The organism is Kocuria rhizosphaerae (assembly GCF_044462265.1).
In the GTDB taxonomy this organism is placed as follows: Bacteria; Actinomycetota; Actinomycetes; order Actinomycetales; family Micrococcaceae; genus Kocuria; species Kocuria rhizosphaerae.
On sequence record NZ_JBISWL010000139.1, the window covers coordinates 13,722 to 28,745 of the forward strand.

Below are 15,024 nucleotides of genomic sequence, written 5' to 3' on the forward strand. Positions count from 1 at the left end.
GCCCCACGACGTGCGACGCCCCCCGGGAGGACATCCTCCCGGGGCGTCGCGCGCCGTCCCGCGTCAGCGGCCGAAGCCGCGCAGCCGCAGGGAGTTGAGCACCACGAACACCGAGCTGAACGCCATGGCGGCGCCGGCGACCACCGGGTTCAGCAGCCCCGCCGCGGCCACCGGGATGGCCACCGTGTTGTAGGCGAAGGCCCAGAACAGGTTGGACTTGATGATCGACAGCGTCCGGCGGGACAGGGCGATCGCCGTCGGGACGGAGCCGACGTCGCTGCGCACGATCGTGATGTCCGCGGCCTCGATGGCCGCGTCCGTGCCGGAGCCCATCGCGATCCCGAGGTCGGCCTGGGCCAGGGCCGCGGCGTCGTTGACCCCGTCGCCGACCATGGCCACCACGCGGCCGTCGTCCTGCAGGTCGCGGACCACCGCGACCTTCCCCGCCGGGCTGACGTCCGCGACGACGTCGGAGGCCGGGATGCCGGCCTCGGCGGCCACGGACCGGGCCACGGGCTCGTTGTCACCGGTCAGCAGGACGGGGCGCAGGCCCAGGTCCACGAGCCGGCCGATCGCCTCGCGGGCGTCCTCCTTCACGGTGTCGCGCAGGTCCACGAAGCCCACGAGGGCGCCGTCCACGGCCACCAGGATCGTGGTGGACCCGCCCTCCTGGGCCCGGCGGAGGGCCTCCAGGTGGGAGCCGGCGAGCCGCACGCCGTTCTCGGTGAGCCACGTGGTCCGCCCGACGACCACCGACCGGGAGTGCATCCCGTCCGTCACGCGCGCGCGCACGCCGCCGCCGGGGGCCGAGTCGAACCCCGAGACCGGCAGCCGGTGCGGGGTGGCCGCGGCCACGGCGCGGGCGATGGGGTGCTCGGAGTGGTGCTCCACGGACGCCGCGAGGTCCAGGACCTGCTCCCGGGAGTACCCGGACACGGGGACCACGGAGGCCACGGAGAGCCGGCCGCTGGTCACGGTGCCCGTCTTGTCGAGCACCACGGTGTCCACGCTGCGGGTGTCCTCGAGCACCTCGGCGCTCTTGATCAGGATCCCCAGCTGCGCACCGCGGCCGGTGCCCGTGAGCAGGGCCGTGGGGGTGGCCAGGCCGAGCGCGCACGGGCACGCGATGACCAGCACGGAGACGGCCGCCACGAACGCCGCGTGGACGTCCCCGGTCAGCACGAGCCACCCGGTCAGCGTGAGCAGCGCGATGCCCAGGACCACGGGCACGAAGACCCCGGAGATCCGGTCCGCGAGCCGCGCCACGGGTGCCTTGCCCGCCTGGGCCTGCGCGACCATCCGGCCCATCCGGGCCAGGGTCGTCTCGGAGCCCACGCGGGTGGCCTCGACCACCAGCCGGCCGTTGGTGTTGATCGTGGCGCCGGTGACGGCGTCGCCGGTCTCCACCTCGACGGGCAGCGACTCCCCGGTCAGCAGGGAGGTGTCCACGGCCGAGCGGCCCTCGACGACCACGCCGTCCGCGGCGATCTTCTCCCCGGGGCGCACCACGATCCGGTCCCCGCGCCGCAGCCGGTCCGCGGGCACCGGCGTCTCGACGCCGTCCCGGAGCACCACCGCGTCCTTGGCGCCGAGCTCCAGCAGCGCGCGCAGCGCCTCCCCGGAGCGGGCCTTCGCCCGGGCCTCCAGCCAGCGGCCGAGCAGCAGGAACGCCGTCACGAGGGCGCCGGTCTCGAAGTAGAGCTGGTGGGCGGCCATGTCCATGGCGTGCCCGGGCATGGCCCCCGCCGTCATGGCCGGCTCGCGCAGCAGGTTCCACAGCGAGAAGAGGTACGCGGCCGAGACGCCGAGCGAGACGAGGGTGTCCATCGTGGAGGTCAGGTGGCGGGCGTTGACGGCCGCCGAGCGGTGGAACGGCCACGCCGCCCACGTCACGACCGGCAGGCTCAGGACCGCGACGACCCAGCCCCAGTGCGGGAACTGGAAGCCGGGCAGCATCGAGATCACGAACACCGGGGCGGAGAGCGCCGCCGCCACCAGGAGGCGCCGCCGCAGGGCCTCCGGCGAGCGCAGGGAGGAGGACTCCCGGCCCGCCACCCGGTCCATCGCCGGGGCGTCCTGCGCCCCGCGGCGCCCGGGGGCGTGGCGCACCGCGGCCCCGTAGCCGGCCTTCTCGACGGTCTCGACGATCTCCTCGTCGCTCACGTCCTCGGGGGCGTGGACGGTGGCCGTCTCCAGGGCCAGGTTCACGGAGGCGTCCACGCCGTCGAGCCTGCCCAGCTTCCGCTCGACCCGGCTGACGCAGGACGAGCACGTCATGCCCGTGATGTCGAGCTCGAGCGTGCGCAGGGGCCCGGCGACCCGGTCGGGGACGGCGGCGCGGGTCTCAGCCAATCGAGTACCCCGCGTCCTCCACGGCCTCCGCGACCTCCTCGTCGCTCAGCTCCCGGGAGGCGGTGACCACGACGTGGGAGACCCCGCCGGGGACGAGCTCGACGTCGACGTTGTCGACGCCGTCCAGCTCGCCGAGCTCCTCTGTCACGGACCGGACGCAGTGCTGGCAGGTCATGCCGGAGACGTTGACGGTGGTCTGCACGATGTTCTCCTCTTTCTCTGGGGGGGTGTTCTCGTCGGGGCCGCGCGTTCCGGGGCCCTCACCTCGGCGGGGCCCGCCCCGGGGCCGTCCTGCCGGGCGTCAGCTCTTCAGCAGGCGCGCGATGGCGGCAGAGGCCTCCTGCAGCTTGTCGTCGACCTGGGTGGTGTCCCCGGACTCCTGGGCGGCCTCGATCGCGCCCACGACGCAGTGGTTCAGGTGCTCGTCCAGCAGGCCGAGGCTGACGGCCTTGAGCGCGGACTGGATCGCGGAGATCTGGGTGAGGACGTCGATGCAGTACTGGTCCTCCTCCACCATCCGGTGCACGCCGCGGACCTGTCCCTCGATGCGGCGCAGGCGCTTGAGCCAGGCGTCCTTCTCGGCGGTGTACCCGTGCGGCGGCAGGTTGTGGGGCATGCGTCCTCCTCGGTCGTGCCGTCCACTATATACCCTTAGGGGGTATAACGGAACTCCCGGCCGAATCCAACGATCCGGTCACGGTGCCGCCCGTTCCCTTCTGCGCACGCCCGGGCCGTGCCTGGAATGGAGGTGCCCGGCGGTGACCCGACCGGTCGCCGCGCCCCGCGACCCAGGAGTTCCCCCATGATCCCGCACCCCGTCCGCATCCTCGCCGCGGTCGTGCCGGGCCTCGCCCTCGCCGCGGCGCTCGTTCCGGCGCTCCCGGCGGCCGCGGACGCCCCTGCGGCCGGTCCCGCGATCCTGGCCCAGCAGGGGTCGGCCCGGGTCTCGGGCGAGATCTTCGGCCACCACGGGTCGGGGTGGACCGTGGAGCTGATCAGGCCGGGGGAGACCGGTCCGGCCCGCTCCGTGTCGACCGGGGACGGCCGGACGTTCGAGTTCACGGGCGTGCAGCCGGGGGAGTACCTCGTGCAGGCCAGGCACCCGGCGAGCGGCACCACGGGCCCGGCCACTCCGGTCACCCTCCGGCCCGGGGACAACGGGGCCATGACCCTCGTCTTCGACGGCCCGCCACCAGGACAGGGGCCCGGCATGCTCGCGCCCCTGACCGGGCGGGTGGAGGGCGCGGCGCCGGACGCCTCGAGCGTGGTCGTCGAGGTGCTCTCGGACCGCGACGGCGAGCTCGTCGGGATCTCCTCCGCCCCGGTCGCCGAGGACGGGACGTTCTCGGTCGACCCGCAGGTGGTCGAGGGCCACGCTCTGCCGATCCACCTGCGTGCGGTCCAGGTCCTGCCGGGCGGGGCGACCGAGGCGGTCTACCACGGGCAGTCCCCGACCGTCGCGGAGGCCACGCCGATCGTCGCCGCCGAGGGGGTGGCGGACAGCTACGAGCTCTCCTTCACCGAGGCGTACGGCAGGCCGGCGCCCACGGACCCTCCCGGCCCGGCGACCGAGGAGCCGCGTGCGGCCGCGGAGCAGCCCGCGGCGGCCCCCCAGGACGCCGGGGGCACCGGCCCGCCACCGGCGGTGTGGGCCGCGCTGGCCGTGGCCGCCGTCGCGGTCGCGGCGGCGGTGGCCGTCGTGGTGCGCCGCCGGGCGGGGTGAACGCCCCGGGCGGGACGTGCGCCGCGGATGTGCGAATCTATGAGGCATGGCTTCACTGATCGAGGACTACGCCCTGCTCTCGAACATGCGCACGGGTCCGCTGGTCTCCCGCACCGGCTCCGTCGACTGGCTGTGCGCACCCCGGTTCGACTCGCCCTCGGTCTTCAGCGCCCTGCTGGGCGAGGCGGACCACGGGCGCTGGCTGCTCGCCCCGGCCTGCACGGTCCCCGCGGACGGCGACGAGGGGCCCCTCGACGAGGAGGAGAGCGGCGCCGAGGTGGCCGAGCGGTTCTACGTGGAGAACACGTTCGTGCTCCAGACCGTGTGGGTCACGGACTCCGGTTCGGTGCGCGTGACCGACTTCCTGCCGCTGACCTCCCGCACCGAGATGGTCCGGCGCGTCGAGGGGCTCACCGGCGAGGTCGAGATGTACCAGGAGCTGAGGATCCGCTTCGGCTACGGCGCCATGGTGCCCTGGGTCAGCCGCTTCGAGGGCGAGGAGGACCCGGACGGCGGTGACCCCGCGCCGCCCATGCTCGTGGCGATGGCCGGCCCCGACGCCCTCGTCCTGCGCGGGGAGCCCCTCCCGGAGGCCTCCGGCGACGACGACGAGCGCCGCCACCGCGGGACGTTCACGGTCTCGGCCGGCCAGGCCCGCGACTTCGTCCTCACCCACTTCCCGTCCCACCGCACCCCGCCCGCGCCCATCGACGTCAACGAGCAGCTCACGCGCACCGTGGAGCTGTGGCAGGACTGGTCCGGGCACTACGCCCCGCCGGCCGCCGGCGCGGGCGAGCCGCCGAGCACGGCGCCCGCGCGCGGGCACGCAACGGCCGACCGCCCCGACGTCGTGCGCCGGTCCCTGCTCGTGGTCCGGGCGCTCATGCACCAGGAGACCGGCGGGCTCGTGGCCGCCCCGACCACGTCCCTGCCGGAGGTCGTGGGCGGGGAGCGCAACTGGGACCACCGCTTCGCGTGGCTGCGGGACGCGGCGACGGCGCTCGAGGTGATGCTGGACCACGGCCACGACCGTGAGGCCGTGCAGCTGCGGCACTGGCTGCTGCGCGCCGTCGCCGGGGACCCGCACGACCTGCAGAACATCTACGGCCTGGCCGGGGAGCGCCGCGGCCGCGAGCACCAGCTGGACCTCCCGGGCTACGAGCGCTCGCGGCCCGTCCGGGAGGGCAACGGCGCGGCCGCCCAGCACCAGTCGGACGCCGTGGGCCACGTCATGGTCGTGTTCGAGAAGCTGCGCCGCCGCGGGGCCGTCGAGGACCACCTGTCCTGGCCCCTGCAGCAGGCGATGCTGCGCTCCGTCGTGGAGAACTACGAGGTCAAGGACCAGGGCCTGTGGGAGATGCGGGGGGAGCGGCAGTACTACACGCACTCCCGCGTGCTCATGTGGGCGGCGCTGCAGTCCGGCGTCGACGCGGTGCGCGTGCACGGCCTGCCCGGGGACGCCCCGCTGTGGGAGCAGCTGCGGGACGCGCTCGCCGAGGAGATCTGGACCAGCGGCTACGACCCCGAGCACGGCTCCTTCGTCCAGTACTACGGCGCGCGGACCGTCGACGCCTCGCTGCTCCAGCTGCCGCAGGTGGGCTTCGTGGCCCACGACGACGAGCGCATGCTGGGCACGGTCCGTCGGATCGAGGAGGAGCTGCGCCACCCCTGCGGGCTGATCCACCGCTACCGCAACGTCCTGGGCCCCGTGGACCCCGCCGACCCGGACGCCTACGCCGGGGTGATCGGCGTGGACGGGTTCGTGGGCCAGGACCCGCCGCACCTGGGGGCCTCCCTGTGGCTGGCCGTCCAGTACGCGCGCACCGGGCGGACCGAGGAGGCGCGGCGGCTCGTGGACCTCGTGCTGTCGCGGGCCAACGACCTCGGCCTGCTCGCCGCGGGGTGGTCGCCCGAGGAGCGGCGGATGACCGGCAACTTCCCCCAGACCTTCGCCCACCTCGCCCTCGTCCAGGCGCTGGACGCCCTCGACGCGGCCGAGGCCGGGTCGGCCGCCCGGGAGGCCGGCCCGGGGCGCCCGGAGGACGTCTCCCGCACCGCCTCGGAGGACCACCCCCAGGACCTCCCCGGCGGCGTTCCCGGCGTCGTCCCCGGGGGCGTCTCCCCGGACGGCGCGGGCGCCGGGCAGCGTCGTCCGTGAGCCACGCCGTTCCCCTCGGCTGGCGGTCCTCGCCGGGGGTGCGCATCGGGCTGTCCGTGGCCGTGGCCACGGGACTGTACGGCATCTCCTTCGGCGCCCTGTCCGTGGCGGCCGGCCTGAGCTTCTGGCAGACCGTGGCGCTGTCGGCGCTGATGTTCACGGGCGGGTCCCAGTTCGCGTTCATCGGCGTGGTCTCCGGCGGCGGCTCGGGCGCCTCGGCACTGGGCGCGGCCACCCTGCTGGGGGTGCGCAACGCGGTCTACGGCATGAACATGAACGCCCTCGTCCGCCCGCGCGGCTGGAAGCGGCTGGTCGCCGCCCACGTGACCATCGACGAGTCCAACGCGACCGCCTCCTCGCAGACCCACGCCGTCGAGGAGCGCCGCGGGTTCTGGGCCGCCGGACTGGGCGTGTTCGCGCTGTGGAACCTGTTCACCGTGCTGGGCGCCCTGCTGGGCAACGCCCTGGGCGATCCCGCCCGCTGGGGGCTGGACGGTGCGGCCGTGGCCGCCTTCCTGGCCCTGCTGTGGCCGCGGCTGAGCGCCCGGGAGCCCGTGGCCGTGGCCGTGGTGTGCGCACTGGTGACGGCCCTGACCATCCCGGTCCTCCCGGCGGGCCTGCCGATCCTCGTGGCCGCGGTCGTCGCGGCGGCCCTGGGCCTGTCCGGGCGGGTGGAGGTCCGGGACCGCTCGGCCGGCCGTGGGGGGACGGGGGCCGGCGGATGAGCCTGTGGTTCTGGGTGCTGGCGGCATGCGCGCTGTCCTACGCCCTCAAGCTCGTGGGCTACCTCGTGCCCGACCGCGTCCTGGACGATCCGCGGGTGGGGAGAACGGCCGGAACCGTCACGGTCGGCCTGCTCGCCGCTCTCGTGGTGATGAACGCGTTCGGCTCCGCCCGGGAGCTGGCCCTCGACGCCCGGCTCGGGGCGCTCGTCGTCGCCGGGGCGGCGCTGATGCTGCGCGCTCCCTTCCTCCTGGTCGTGGTCCTCGGGGCGGCCGCGGCGGCCCTCCTGCGGCTGCTCGGCGCCCCCTGAGGCGCCGCGTCAGGACGAGCTCGGCGGGATGTTGTGGTTGCGGCGCAGCACGTTGCCGGGGTCGAACCGGTCCTTGAGGGCCACGAGCCGGGCGTGCGTGCGCTCCCCGTAGGCCTGGCGGGCCGCCTCGGGGGATGCCGCCCCGTGCTCGGCGCCGAGGAAGTTCACGTACTGGCCGGACTCCGTGAACGGTTCGACCGCGGCGTGGACCCGCCGGGCGAAGGCGGTCAGGCGCGCGTCCTCGGCGGGGTCCTGCCAGTAGCCGTAGACGTTGAGCCAGTAGCGGGCGGAGCGGTTCGGGAACGCCGTGGCCCCAGCGGGCACTCGGCCGAAGAAGCCCCCCATGTGGTGGAGGTCGAAGCCGGTGCCGTACCAGGAGATCTCCGAGGCGAGCCCCACCAGGACGTCGAGGACCTCGTCCGTCAGGGCCGGCAACGCCGCGTTCTTCCAGTAGGCGCGGGACCCCTTCGGGAAGAGCTCGTCCAGCGCCGACTGCCACGCGGGCCACTCCACCGGGCCGACCTCCTCCTCGTCCGGCGGGGCCTCCGCCCGCAGGCGCTCCAGCAGCCGCAGGCCCTCCTCGGTGTCGGGGGAGACCCAGGCGGCGCCCAGGATGAGCACCGGGTCCTCGCCCAGCCCGAACCCGGGCAACAGCGACAGGACGGAGGCGATGGAGTTCATCGCGTCCGGGAGGTCGGCCGTCCAGCGGGCGAACGCCCGCAGCGCCCCGCGCCACTTCTCGCGCCGGTAGAACAGGTTGGCGCCCAGCACGGGGACCGGCAGCTCGCGGGCCCGGAAGGTGAAGGAGGTGACCACCCCGAAGTTGCCCCCGCCCCCGCGCAACCCCCAGAAGAGGTCAGGGTTGTGCCGTGCGTCGGCGTGCAGGTGCTCCCGGGTGCCCGTCACCACGTCCGCGGCGACGAGGTGGTCCAGGGTCAGGCCGTCGCTGCGGGTCAGCCAGCCCACGCCCCCGCCGAGGGTGAGGCCGGCGACACCCGTGGCGCTCACGACGCCCAGGGGCACCGCGAGCCCGTGCGGGTTCGTCGCCCGGTCGACGTCGGCCAGCGTGGCACCGGGCTCCACGGTCACGAGACGGCTCGCCGGGTCCACGTCGACGCGCCGCAGCGCGCCCAGGTCGAGGACGATCCCGCCCTCCACCGTGCCGTGGCCGGCGACGCCGTGGCCGCCGCCGCGGACGGCCAGCGGCAGTCCCGTGTGCTGGGCGAGGGAGAGCACCGGGTCGACGTCGGCCACGGAGCCCGCGCGGACGACGGCGAGGGGCCGTGCGTCGACCATGCCGTTCCAGACGCGCCGGGCGTCGTCGTAGAGCGGGTCGTCGGGCTCGACGATCGTCCCCGACACCCGGGCCCGGAGGTCCTCGAGCTCTCGGGGGTGTGCGGTGTCCTGTTCCCTGCGGTCCTCGGCGTCCATGGCCTCGGCTTCCTGTGCGCGGAGGCGTGCCTCCGTCGGCTCATCGGATCGGGGCCGGACTGCCGCCGGCCGCCGACGGTGCCGGACAGGCCTCGCGCGAGCTCGCCGTGGCGCTCCCGCCGGGCCCGCCGGGGCTACGGTTCCGGTGCCGGGCGGAACCGGAACGGCGCGTGCTGGGGGGCACCTCCAGTGTAGGAGCGCCGATCCGGCCTCCGAGGGCCGGCCGGGTTCCGCGGGGATTGTTACCCGAGACGCGGGAGCACGGTCCGGTCCCCCGGGGGGCGCCCCGGGGGACCGGACCGCGGCACGGCCGGAGTCAGGCGAGCGGCAGCACGGGCGGGATGATGCCGTCCTCGATCGCCCGCTTGTAGAGCTCCAGCTTGGTACGGGCCGGGCGCTCCACGAGCGCGTACTTCCGGCGGATGCGCTTGAGGTGCTCCTCGACGGTGGACTCGGCGATCTCCAGCCGCAGGGCCACCTCCTGCTCCTGCAGGCCGTCGACGTAGAGCGTGAGCACCTCCCGCTCCCTCGCGGAGAGCTTCGCGGGAGCCTGGGCCGGCAGGTCGGCGACCGCCTCCTGGAGGCGGTCGCTCACGAAGTGCCCCAGCTGCTTGGCGAGGCGCAGCGTCCGGAAGACGTCCCTGATCGGTTCGCACTTGCCCACGGCTCCCGAGGCGCCGAAGGCGAAGGCGGAGCGGACCCGATGGACGTCGTCCTGCGACGCGAGCACGACCACCACGTGCTCGTGCGCCGTGAGGTCGGAGATGTTCTGCACGAGGCTCCGCCCGTCCAGGGTGCTCATGCTCAGCAGCACCACTCCCACCTCGGACGCGTTCTGGGCGAGGAACTCCGGAACGGAGCCGGCCGCGATGCCGACCCGCACGCCGTGCTCGGGGTGCTCCACGGACTCCCGCTGCACGGCGATGCGGGTCATGGGCTGGGGGCTGATCACGGCGGCGTTCAACATGGCGGGACTCCTCGACTCCTCCCGCGGCGCGGTGCGCGGGAACTCCGGGGCCGGGGGATCGACCGGCCTGCTCCGGTGGCGGACGAGGGGCGTCCCGTGACCGTCCCGGCCGCCCGTGCCAACATGTCTTCATCGGCATATTCAGGGGCGGGGTCCGGTCCCGAGAGGCTCCGGGCGGCTGCCGCCGGCGGAGTTGGTGCTCTGTGGACTTCCACAGTGGCGCACGTCCTCCCGCGGGAACAAGGCGATTTCGTACGGACCTGCAACCTCGTACAGCGTCCGGCGTGCGGGGGACGGCGTCCGGCCGCGCCACGGCCCCGGCCGCCGCCCGGCCGCCGGCCGGCGGCGCCCGGAGAAGGCGCCCAGGACTGGGACAATGGCGTCCACGAGCAGCCGAGGAGAGGGTCCCGCCATGCGCATCGACGTCGTCACCGACCGCCTCGCGGACGAGCGCCGCGCCGGCGACCGTCTCGCCGGCGACCGCGGAGGCCCCGGCGCGCCGGCCCCCGGCACGGCCGAGGAGATCGTGCGGCGGACACTCCTCCGGGAGCTGGCCGACCGCGGGGTCGAGCCCGTGCTCCTGGGGCTGCCCGGGCCGGGGGTGGTGCCGGTGACGCGGCAGCTCGCCGGAGCCGAGGACGACGGCGGCTCCGTGGGCGAAGACGGCCGGAGCCGCGTCGTCGAGGAGCACGCCACGGGTGCCGCCGGACCCGTGTCGGAAGCGCTGCTGCTGGCCGGGACCGGCGGTGCGATGGAGGCGGGCACGGCGGCCGCCTGGCTCGAGGCCGCCCGCGCCGCGGTGCGCGGCGGGCGCCGCGTGGTGATCAGCGGCCTGGCCCTCGACGACCGGGCGGAACCGGCGCCCGCGCTGGCCGAACTGCTCGCGGCGGCCTCTTTCGTGGGGGTCCGGGACGAGATCTCCCGGGCCGTGGCCGCGCAGCTGTGCCCCGGCCATCCCACGCTGTGCACCGGGTGGGACGACGCGCTGCTCGTGCCGCGAGGTCCCGCCGGAGCCCGCGGGAGGACGGAAGCGTCACCGCGGGTCGTGGCGGTGCTGGACCACCCGTCGGGACCGTTCGGGCCGGAGGAGGCCGCGCCGGTGCCGGCCGCACTGCTCGACGCCCTCGTGCACCGGACGGGCGCTGCCGTCACGCTCCTCCCGGCCACCGGTGCCGAGCGGGACGCCCGGTTCTGCGCGGCCGTCGCGGCGCTGCTCCCGGAGGACGTCCGGCGCACCGTGGTCGCGCCGGACCAGGCGGTGGAGGCTCTCCGCTCCGGGGCCGAGCACGTGGTGACGTCCTCCCGCGACGCGCTGGCCCTCGCCCTGCCCGTCGGGTCGAACGTCCTGCCGGTCGCGTGGACCTCGTATGCCGATCGGAGCATGCAAGCCCTGCTCGACCGGTGGGGGCTCGTGGAGCACGTCGTTCCGCTGGCCGCGCTGCTCACGCCGGGCGAGGTCGCCTGGGACGCCCGTGCGGCCGTCCAGCAGTGGGCCGCCGAAGCCGTGGAGGGCCGGGCGGCCGTCCGGGCCGCCCTCCTGGACGCCGCTCCTGCCGTCGCCGCGGCGTCCGCGCAGTGGTGGGACGGGGTGGTGGAGGCGCTGCGCGGCGGCCGGCCGCGGGACCTCCCGGCATCCTGCCTCCCGCAGCGCGGGGTGGGCGCCCCCGTGGCCCGGGCGCTGCGGCGCCGCTATGCGGTTCCTTCGGCCGCGAGCACGACCGCGAGCACGGCCACGACCGCGAGCACGGCCACGACCGCCGAGGGCTCCGCGGACGGCGGCCCGGGTGCGAACACCACGGCGGAGGCGGCCGGGACCCGGGCGGCGCCCGCCGCCCGGGCCTCCGTGGCGGTCGTCGTCCTCGCCCGCCGCGGCCCCGGGGCGCCGGGCCCCGCCGAGGCCTTGCGCCGGATCCTCGACGGGCTGCTCCAGCAGACGTTCACGGACTGGCGTGTGGTCGTGGTCGGCGCGGGCACGGGCACCGGTGACCCGGGCGCCGGTGACCTGGGTGCCGGGCACCTGGACGCCCTGCCGCCCGGCCTCCGTCTCGGACTCGCGGGGCGCGCGTCGCTCATGGGCGGGCGGACCCTGGGTGCGGGCGCGGCGGCGAACCTCGGCCTCCGGGCGGTGGACGCCGAGTTCGCAGTGGTCCTCGACGCGGGCGCGGCCACCGCGCCGTGGCCGCCCACGCTCCTGCAGCGGGCCGTGGCCCACCTCGAAGACCCGCTGACCGGGGACGACGGCGTGGTGGTGCGCACGGAGGAGTCCGGGCCCGGAGGGGGCCACGGTGCGCGCACCTCGTCCGGGCCGGGGGAGGTCCCCGGTGCGGGTCCGGCCGCCCTGACCCTCGTCGACCTGCTGCGCGGACATCGCGCGCTGCCCGGCCCGTTCCTGTACCGGCGTGCGGTGCACGACGTGCTGGGCGACCGCGACGAGAGCCTCACGGGCGCGGAGGAGTGGGAGTTCGCGCTCCGGTTCCTCGAGACGTTCACGGTGGGACTGCTGCCCGGAGCCGGTCCCGTCCGGCCGCGGCGCTCCGCCGCCGGGGTTCCCCCGGGGAGCGGCGGCGCCGAGCTCGTGGTGCGGGAGCGGCTGCTCAAGCAGTGGGCCGCCGAGCACGGGATCGGCCTTCCGCTGCACCTGGGCCGGACGATCGAGGAGCAGGCCGAGGCGCTGCACGGGCGGCTCGACGACTCCGAGGCGCTGACCCGGGAGCTGCTCGCCGTCGTGCGGGCCCAGGCGGACCGGCTCGAGGAGCTCGAGCGCCTCGTGGCCCGCAGGGGTGTGGTCGCCTTCTGCCGGAGGTTGTGGCAGGCCCTGACGGGCCGATGACGGCGACGCGCCGGACGGGAAGGATGCTTCCCATGTGCGACGTTGATGTGACATGCTTCACAGCGGGTTCCGGCCCGCGTGCGGGTCCCACCCCGCGGCGTCCGCACGAGACGAGGAGTCGAGGCATGGCATGGCTTGATCGGCAGCACACCGTTGCGCCGCCCGGTTTCAACCGGTGGCTCATCCCACCGGCCGCCCTGGCGGTGCACCTGTGCATCGGACAGGCCTACGCCACGAGCGTCTACAAGACCGCGCTCGTCCAGCACTTCGACGCGAGCCTCACCCAGATCGGGATCATCTTCTCCATCGCGATCGTCATGCTCGGCCTCTCGGCGGCGGTCTTCGGCACGTGGGTGGACACCAACGGCCCGCGCAAGGCGATGTTCACCGCGGCCCTGCTGTGGACGGGCGGTTTCCTCGTCGCCGCGATGGGCATCTTCGCCGAGCAGCTGTGGCTGGTCTACCTCGGCTACGGGGTCATCGGCGGCATCGGTCTGGGCATCGGCTACATCTCCCCGGTCTCCACGCTCATCAAGTGGTTCCCGGACCGCCCGGGCCTCGCCACGGGCATGGCCATCATGGGCTTCGGCGGCGGCGCGCTGATCGCCAGCCCCCTCTCCGCGGCCCTGCTCAACTTCTACGACCCGGCCTCCGGGACGGAGGGCTGGGTGGCGAGCGGCGACGCCGTCGGGAAGCTGTTCCTGACCCTCGCGGTCGTCTACTTCGCCTACATGCTCTTCGGTGCGCTCACGATCAAGGTCCCGCCCCCGGGGTGGAAGCCCGAGGGCTTCGATCCCACCAGGGTGACGTCCAAGGCCATGGTCACCGACAAGCACGTCTCCGCCGCGAACGCGATCCGGACCCCGCAGTTCTGGCTCGTGTGGATCGTGCTGTTCTGCAACGTCACCGCCGGCATCGGGATCCTCGAGCAGGCCGCCCCCATGATCCAGGACTTCTTCCGCCAGGCGGACGGGACGTCCCTCGTGACCATCGGCGTGGCCGGCGGGTTCGTGGGACTGCTGTCCATCGGCAACATGGGCGGGCGATTCGTGTGGTCCACGACCTCGGACATCCTGGGGCGCAAACGGATCTACATGGTCTACCTGGGCGTGGGGGCCGTGCTCTACACGGTGCTCGCCCTGTTCGGCGCCGGCTCCACGCTGCTGTTCGTGCTGCTGGGCTTCGTCATCATCTCCTTCTACGGCGGTGGCTTCGCCACCGTGCCGGCCTATCTGCGGGACCTGTTCGGAACCTTCCAGGTGGGAGCCATCCATGGCCGGCTGCTCACCGCGTGGTCCGCCGCGGGCATCGCCGGGCCGCTCATCGTCAACGCGTTCCTGGACGCGCGGGGCACTCCGGGCGAGCTGACGGCCCAGGACTACCAGCCCGCCCTGCTGACCATGGTGGCGCTGCTGGTGGTCGGGTTCGTCGCCAACCTGATGATCCGACCCGTGCACGCCCGGCACCACGAGCCCGCGGACGGTGGCCCGGACCGCCCCGCGGCCGACGACGCGACCGCCTCCGAGGCCGCGGCGAAGGAGAACTGAGATGAGCCAAGTACGCATCGCCCTGGGCTGGATCCTCGTCACCGTCCCGCTCGCCTACGGGGTCTGGCAGACCGGCCTCAAGATCGTCACCCTGTTCTCGGAGTAGCCGGTCCGCAGCGCGCCGCCGCACCGGGGGCGCGGGCGGGCCGCATCCTCAGCACGGGGGAGGCCAGCGCCACGAGGGCGTACGCGCCGATGGCCAGCACCACGACGGTCGCGCCGGGGGACAGGGGGTGGAACCAGGTGATGGTCAGCCCGGCCACGCAGACGACGGCACCGAGACCCATGGCCAGTCCCATGGTGGCCGCGAAGGAACGTGCCACCAGCTGGGCCGTGGCCACGGGCACGATCATGACCGCCGAGACGAGCAGCACGCCCACCACCCGCATGGACACCGCCACGGTCAGCGCCGCGACCACGGCCACCAGCAGGTTCAGCGCCCCCACGGGCAGGCCCGAGGTGCGGGCGAACTCCTCGTCGTGGCACAGGGCGAAGAGGGCCGGGCGCAGGCCGACCCCCACCGCCAGGACCAGGACCGCCAGCCCGGCCGTGAGCCACACGTCCGGGCCGGTGACGGTCGACACGGAGCCGAAGAGATAGCCGGTGAGGTTGGCGGCCGTGCCGCCCGCCAGGCCGATGAGCAGCACGCCCCCGGCGATCCCGCCGTAGAAGAGCAGAGCCAGGGCCACGTCCCCGCTCGTCCTGCCGCGGCGGCGGACGACCTCGATCAGCACGGCTCCGGTCACGGCGGCGACGACGGCCCCGGGCACGGCGAGCGCGTCACGCGTGCCGGGACCGGCCGCGGCGCCGGCCAGCCAGCCCATGGCGACGCCGGTCAGTGCCATGTGCCCGATGCCGTCGCCCAGCAGCGCCATCCGCCGCTGGACGAGGTAGGTGCCCATCACGGGGGCCGCCACCCCCACCAGCAGGGCCGCGATCAGGCCGCGCCGCATCAGGGGGCTCGCGAGCATCGGTTCCAGGGG

General features: G+C 74.9%; 13 protein-coding genes. 7 read left to right on the forward strand and 6 right to left on the reverse strand.

All coding sequences use genetic code 11. The features are described from left to right. Positions 1-63 precede the first annotated feature (63 nt). The 3 genes from ACH9EU_RS16145 to ACH9EU_RS16155 all read right to left on the reverse strand — a co-directional run bounded on the left by ACH9EU_RS16145 (position 64) and on the right by ACH9EU_RS16155 (position 2,968). Positions 64-2,352: a heavy metal translocating P-type ATPase gene (locus ACH9EU_RS16145; RefSeq protein WP_396414923.1), complete on the reverse strand. Its 2,289-nt coding sequence runs from the start codon at positions 2,350-2,352 to the stop codon at positions 64-66. Next, complete coding sequence (locus ACH9EU_RS16150) at positions 2,345-2,554, reverse strand: cation transporter (protein ID WP_396414924.1); 210 nt, start codon at positions 2,552-2,554, stop codon at positions 2,345-2,347. Before ACH9EU_RS16150 ends, ACH9EU_RS16145 begins: the two co-directional genes overlap by 8 nt. 99 nt (positions 2,555-2,653) lie before the next feature. Continuing rightward, on the reverse strand, positions 2,654-2,968 hold the full coding sequence (locus ACH9EU_RS16155) for a metal-sensitive transcriptional regulator (RefSeq protein WP_396414925.1): 315 nt from the start codon (positions 2,966-2,968) through the stop codon (positions 2,654-2,656). Between the two features lie 186 nt (positions 2,969-3,154). Here ACH9EU_RS16155 and ACH9EU_RS16160 point away from each other — a divergent pair, with 186 nt between their 5' ends. The 4 genes from ACH9EU_RS16160 to ACH9EU_RS16175 are packed head-to-tail and all read left to right on the forward strand — an operon-like array spanning position 3,155 to position 7,266. After that, a complete protein-coding gene (locus ACH9EU_RS16160) occupies positions 3,155-4,075 on the forward strand; it encodes a hypothetical protein (RefSeq protein ID WP_396414926.1) in 921 nt (306 codons plus the stop codon). Positions 4,076-4,121: 46 nt separating this feature from the next. Next, positions 4,122-6,233, forward strand: coding sequence for a glycoside hydrolase family 15 protein (locus tag ACH9EU_RS16165; protein WP_396414927.1), 2,112 nt, complete (start codon positions 4,122-4,124; stop codon positions 6,231-6,233). Then, positions 6,230-6,958: an AzlC family ABC transporter permease gene (locus ACH9EU_RS16170; protein ID WP_396414928.1), complete on the forward strand. Its 729-nt coding sequence runs from the start codon at positions 6,230-6,232 to the stop codon at positions 6,956-6,958. The genes ACH9EU_RS16165 and ACH9EU_RS16170 overlap by 4 nt, the downstream gene beginning before the upstream one ends. After that, positions 6,955-7,266, forward strand: a complete 312-nt coding sequence (locus ACH9EU_RS16175; RefSeq protein ID WP_396414929.1) for an AzlD domain-containing protein — start codon at positions 6,955-6,957, stop codon at positions 7,264-7,266. The genes ACH9EU_RS16170 and ACH9EU_RS16175 overlap by 4 nt, the downstream gene beginning before the upstream one ends. A gap of 9 nt (positions 7,267-7,275) precedes the next feature. Here ACH9EU_RS16175 and ACH9EU_RS16180 read toward each other — a convergent pair whose 3' ends face one another. Further along, positions 7,276-8,697 carry an FAD-binding protein gene (locus tag ACH9EU_RS16180; protein WP_396414930.1) on the reverse strand — a complete coding sequence of 474 codons (1,422 nt, stop codon included), beginning with the start codon at positions 8,695-8,697 and terminating at the stop codon, positions 7,276-7,278. 316 nt (positions 8,698-9,013) lie between these two features. Next, positions 9,014-9,664, reverse strand: a complete 651-nt coding sequence (locus ACH9EU_RS16185; RefSeq protein WP_396414931.1) for a LuxR C-terminal-related transcriptional regulator — start codon at positions 9,662-9,664, stop codon at positions 9,014-9,016. A gap of 412 nt (positions 9,665-10,076) precedes the next feature. On the opposite strand from ACH9EU_RS16185, the gene ACH9EU_RS16190 reads away from it, so the two are divergent. The 3 genes from ACH9EU_RS16190 to ACH9EU_RS18315 all read left to right on the forward strand — a co-directional run bounded on the left by ACH9EU_RS16190 (position 10,077) and on the right by ACH9EU_RS18315 (position 14,147). Then, positions 10,077-12,494, forward strand: a complete 2,418-nt coding sequence (locus tag ACH9EU_RS16190) for a hypothetical protein (protein ID WP_396414932.1) — start codon at positions 10,077-10,079, stop codon at positions 12,492-12,494. A gap of 125 nt (positions 12,495-12,619) precedes the next feature. Beyond that, complete coding sequence (locus ACH9EU_RS16195) at positions 12,620-14,041, forward strand: MFS transporter (RefSeq protein ID WP_396414933.1); 1,422 nt, start codon at positions 12,620-12,622, stop codon at positions 14,039-14,041. A 1-nt stretch (position 14,042) separates the two neighbouring features. Continuing rightward, positions 14,043-14,147 carry an MFS transporter small subunit gene (locus ACH9EU_RS18315; protein WP_449555793.1) on the forward strand — a complete coding sequence of 35 codons (105 nt, stop codon included), beginning with the start codon at positions 14,043-14,045 and terminating at the stop codon, positions 14,145-14,147. Here the strand turns inward: ACH9EU_RS18315 and ACH9EU_RS16200 are convergent. Next, positions 14,128-15,012, reverse strand: a complete 885-nt coding sequence (locus tag ACH9EU_RS16200; protein WP_396414952.1) for an iron chelate uptake ABC transporter family permease subunit — start codon at positions 15,010-15,012, stop codon at positions 14,128-14,130. The genes ACH9EU_RS18315 and ACH9EU_RS16200 overlap by 20 nt on opposite strands. Between the last annotated feature and the right edge of the window lie 12 nt (positions 15,013-15,024).